Source organism: Streptomyces katrae (assembly GCF_000966975.1).
In the GTDB taxonomy this organism is placed as follows: Bacteria; Actinomycetota; Actinomycetes; order Streptomycetales; family Streptomycetaceae; genus Streptomyces; species Streptomyces katrae.
This window is the reverse complement of sequence record NZ_JZWV01000418.1, coordinates 1-4,674: the sequence shown is the minus strand read 5'-3', so window position 1 is coordinate 4,674 and position 4,674 is coordinate 1. Positions and strand designations below refer to the sequence as shown.

Here is a 4,674-nt window from a genome sequence, read left to right as displayed (position 1 = left end):
GGCTCACGCGGCCTCTGGTCCGTGAAGGCGGCCGCCTGGTCGAGAGCGACTGGCCCACGGCGATGGGACGCGTCGTCGCCCGGTCGCGGGAGCTCATCACGTCCCACGGGCCGGAGGCGGTCGCGTTCTACACCTCCGGGCAGCTCTTCCTGGAGGAGTACTACACGCTCGCCGTCCTCGCCCGCGCCGGGATCGGCACTCCGCATCTGGACGGCAACACCCGTCTGTGCACGGCGACGGCGGCGGAGGCCCTGAAGCAGTCCTTCGGCAGTGACGGCCAGCCCGGCTCCTATGAGGACATCGACCACGCCGATGTGGTCGCCCTGTTCGGACACAACATCGCCGAGACGCAGGTCGTCCAGTGGATGCGGATCCTGGACCGGCTGGACGGTGACGACCCGCCCCGTCTGCTGTGCGTGGACCCGCGGCTCACACCGGTGGCGCGCAGGGCCGCCGTGCACCTGGCACCCCGCCTCGGTACCAACGTGGCGCTGCTCAACGCGCTGCTGCACGAGGTCGTCCGGCACGGGTGGACGGATCCCGCCTTCATCTCCGGGCACACCGTCGGATTCGAGGCCCTGTGCGAGCGGATCGCACCATGCACGCCGCGGTGGGCCGCCGGGATCTGCGACGTACCGGCGGCCTCGATCGAGGAGGCCGCCGAGCTGGTCGGCACCGCCGAGCGGCTGCTGTCGACCGTGCTGCAGGGGTTCTACCAGGCGAACCAGGCGACCGCCGCGGACCAGGCGACCGCCGCGGCCGTCCAGGTCAACAACCTGCACCTGATCCGCGGCATGCTGGGCCGCCCGGGGGCGGGGGTGCTGCAGATGAACGGGCAGCCCACCGCGGAGAACACCCGCGAATGCGGCGCCGACGGGGACCTGCCGGGTTTCAGGAACTGGCAGAACGAGGACCACGTGGCCGACCTCGCCCGGATCTGGAACGTGGAGCCCTCGGCCATCCCCCACGACGGACCGCCCACGCACGCCATGGAGATCTTCCGTCTGGCGGAGGAGGGCACGGTGCGGATGCTGTGGATCAGCGCCACCAACCCTGCCGTGTCCCTGCCCGAACTGACCCGGATCCGCTCGATCCTCTCCCGCGATGGCCTGTTCACGGTCGTCCAGGACCTGTTCCCGACAGAGACGGCGCAGTTCGCCGACGTGGTGCTGCCCGCGGCGACGTGGGGCGAGAAGACGGGCACCTTCACCAACGCCGACCGCACCGTCCACCTGTCGGAGAAGGCCGTGGACCCGCCCGGCGAGGCCCGCCCGGACCTGGACATCTTCCTCGACTACGCGGCCCGGATGGGCTTCGAGGACAAGGACGGCGGCTGCCTGGTTCACTGGAGCGGACCTGAGGAGGCCTTCGAAGCGTGGAAGCGGTGCAGTGCCGGACGGCCCTGCGACTACACCGGCCTGAGCTACGAGAAGCTCCGCAGCCCGAGCGGCGTCCAGTGGCCGTGCACCGCGCAGGCTCCGGCCGGCACGGACCGCCTCTACGGCGACGGCCCGGCCTGGGCCCACCCGGACCTGTGTGAGACGTACGGCAAGGACCTGGTGACGGGCGAACCGCTCGGCGAGGAGTGGTACCGCTCGGTGAACCCGGACGGAAGGGCGCTCATCCGGCCCGCCCCCTACGTCCCGCCGCAGGAGTGGCCGGAGGCGGAGCACCCCTTCCAGCTGACCACCGGTCGCACCCTGTACCACTTCCACACCCGCACCAAGACCGGACGGGTCCCCCGACTCAACGCCGCCGCCCCCGACGTCTGGGTGGAGATCGCGGACGCCGACGCGTCTCGTCTCGGGCTCGCGGAAGGCGACCTCGTCGACGTCACGACCCGGTGCGGCACCCTCCGCGGACGGCTGCGTATCGGCTCCATCCGCCCCGGAGTACTGTTCGTACCCTTCCACTACGGATACTGGGACAGCTCCGCCGACGCCGCCCCACCCCCTGGAGTCCCGGGACGTGCCGCGAACGAGGTGATCGCCCCCCTCTGGGACCCCGTCTCCAAGCAGCCGCAGTTCAAAACCGCCGCAGCCGCCCTGACCCTCGTCGAACGCGCCGACAACCCGCGGTCGTAGCCGGGGACGGTACGCGGCGCGCGGATGACGAGACCTCCGGGCGGTGCACCGATCGGGGCTGACCGCCCGCGGGCCGTGTACCGGTCTGCGGGCTCTGCCTGCCAGGTGGCGCCACGGTTCGGGTGTCTGCTGCGCCGCAGCAGGGTGGCGGTCGGCCACCAGATGGGTGAGTTCCTCGGGGCGGGCGCAGAGGTGGCGGGGAAGTTCGGGTAGCGGACATGCACGACGCGGGCCGTCGCGCTGCCCTTCGATCGAGGAGATCTTGTTGGACGCCATCGTGCAACCGCCTCGAGGAGCTCGGCAAGCAGCTGGAGGAAGCCAAGGGGCAGGCGCCCCGGGATCCGCTGAAGGTCCCCAGCGCGGCGTCGAAGTGATCCATACAGTTTCGGCCGCCGGCGGAGGGCGGCGATGGGTGTTGCGGGCCTGGTGCTCGGCGGGGGCGGTGGCCGCGGTCGTTCTGGGGTCCGGCGGGTGCGGGGCATCCGGTCCTCGGCAGGCGGACGCCGTCGCCGTCGCGCGGGAGTTCCAGAGTGCGCTGAGCGCTGCCGGCTTCGGGCGGGCCTGCGCGCTTCTGGCGCCGCAGACCCGGCAGGAGGTCGCTTCTGGTACCGACGGCTGCGCCGGTGGGCTGGCGAGGGAACAGTTGCCGGTCGTCTCCGGCGGAGCTGCGGATGCCGTGGCGGAGGTCTACGGGCGACAAGCCATGGTGCGCCTGAGCGGCGACACCCTGTTCCTGTCGCAGTTCGACAAGGGGTGGAAGGTGATCGCGGCCGGCTGCACGCCGCGCCCGGACCTGCCGTTCGACTGCAAGGTCAAGGGAGGCTGACGTGCGCGCACTGTTCATCACCGTCCTGGCCGTCATCCTCGTCGGGCTGGCCTACTTCACCACGATCGGACTGCTGCAGCGATGAGCACACCACAGGGGCGGCCGGGCGGCTTCTGGCGCGACAACAGCCTCACCCTGGCCTTCGGAGGCGCGTTCCTGATCGTCCTGGCCTGCCAGGCCGTCGCCGGACAGGCGGAGTTCAACGAGCAGCTCGCCACCGCAGGACTGCAGCAGGTCACCTTCGCCCAGTACCTCACCTCGTCCGACTTCGCCGTCGACGTCACCGAGAACTGGCAGTCGGAGTTCCTGCAGTTCTTCCTCTACATCTTCGGCACCGTCTATCTCCTCCAGCGCGGCTCCCCCGAGTCCAAGAAGCTCCACAAGGCCGGCCCCGAGAGCGACCGGGACCAGCACATGGGCGAGCACGCCCGCGCGGACTCGCCGCGCTGGGCCGGCACCCGGGACTGGCGTCAGAACCTGTACTCGCGCTCGCTGGGCACCGTGATGGCACTGCTGTTCCTGCTGTCCTGGCTCGCGCAGTCCATCTCGGGCACTGCCGCCTACAACGCCGAGCAGCTGCGCGATCTGGCCGAACCGGTCAGCTGGGCGGAGTATCTGGCCTCCGCGGACTTCTGGAGCCGGACCCTGCAGAACTGGCAGTCCGAGCTCCTCGCGGTGGCCGCCATGGCCATCCTCTCCGTCTACCTCCGCCAACGCGGCTCCCCCGAATCGAAGCCGGTCGGTGCCGCGCACTCCTCCACCGGCGTCGAGGGCTGAGGGGGTGCCGGCGTACGAGCGCCGGTTCACTTCCGGTGCGTCGAGCGGCATGGGCGCGGCCGGAATGGAAAAGCGCTGGTTATGGAACCTGACAAGCGACCGGAGCCCGAAGCCGGGCCGCCCGCCGAGCAGACCGCAGGCCCGGGCCGACAGGTGGAAGAGCGGGAGCCGGACCGGCTCTCCGAGCTGCCCAAGCGCTCCTGGAAGGCGGTGCTGCGCGGCACTCTGAAGGAGTTCAAGGACGACGAGCTCGCGGACCGGGCCGCGGCACTGACCTACTACGGGGTCCTCGCCCTCTTCCCCGCCCTCCTGGTCCTCGTTTCGCTGCTGGGCATCGCCGGCGACTCAGCGACGAAGCAGGTCATGGACAACGTGCAAAGACTCACCCCCGGCGCGGCTCGGGACGTGATCGGCAACGCGGTGCGGCAGCTGCAGGACAACGCCGGCATCGGATCGCTGCTGGCGATCGTGGGCATCCTGGTCGCGATCTGGTCGGCGTCCGGGTACGTGGCCGCGTTCATCCGCGCCTCCAACGCCGTCTACGACATGCCCGAAGGCCGGCCGGTGTGGAAGGTGCTGCCGCTCCGCGTCGGGCTGACCGTGGTGCTCATGATCCTCGCCGTGACCAGTGCGCTGATCGTGGTGTTCACCGGCACTCTGGCCCGGCAGGCGGGATCGGCGCTGGGGGTGGGCGACACCGCGATGACGGTGTGGTCGATCGCGAAGTGGCCCTTCCTGCTGGTCCTGGTCACGGTCATGATCGCGCTGCTGTACTGGGCCTCGCCCAATGCCAAGGGCCGCGGCTTCCGGTGGGTGACTCCGGGCAGCTTCCTGGCCTTGGTGATCTGGATGATCGCCTCGGCCGGGTTCGCGTTCTACGTGGCGAACTTCGGTTCGTACAACAAGACGTACGGAACCCTCGCCGGCGTGATCATCTTCCTGGTGTGGTTGTGGATCACCAACCTGGCCGTCCTGCTGGGCCTGGAG

Annotated in this window: 4 protein-coding genes; all 4 read left to right on the top strand. The window is 70.4% G+C overall.

All coding sequences use genetic code 11. The annotated features are described in order from the left end of the window. The coding region (locus VR44_RS16165; RefSeq protein ID WP_045948198.1) for a molybdopterin oxidoreductase family protein at positions 1–2,084 on the top strand (2,084 nt) is incomplete at its 5' end. A 442-nt stretch (positions 2,085–2,526) separates the two neighbouring features. Beyond that, complete coding sequence (locus VR44_RS16160) at positions 2,527–2,910, top strand: hypothetical protein (RefSeq protein ID WP_245691860.1); 384 nt, start codon at positions 2,527–2,529, stop codon at positions 2,908–2,910. 81 nt (positions 2,911–2,991) lie between these two features. Continuing rightward, on the top strand, positions 2,992–3,687 hold the full coding sequence (locus tag VR44_RS16155; RefSeq protein ID WP_045948196.1) for a DUF6766 family protein: 696 nt from the start codon (positions 2,992–2,994) through the stop codon (positions 3,685–3,687). An 81-nt stretch (positions 3,688–3,768) separates the two neighbouring features. Next, positions 3,769–4,674, top strand: a 906-nt coding sequence (locus VR44_RS16150) for a YihY/virulence factor BrkB family protein (protein ID WP_045948195.1), incomplete at its 3' end; no start/stop codon positions are given.

Coding starts and splice junctions, on each gene's coding strand:
- VR44_RS16155 (WP_045948196.1), top strand. CDS start 2,992: ATGAGCACACCACAGGGGCGGCCGGGCGGCTTCTGGCGCGACAACAGC.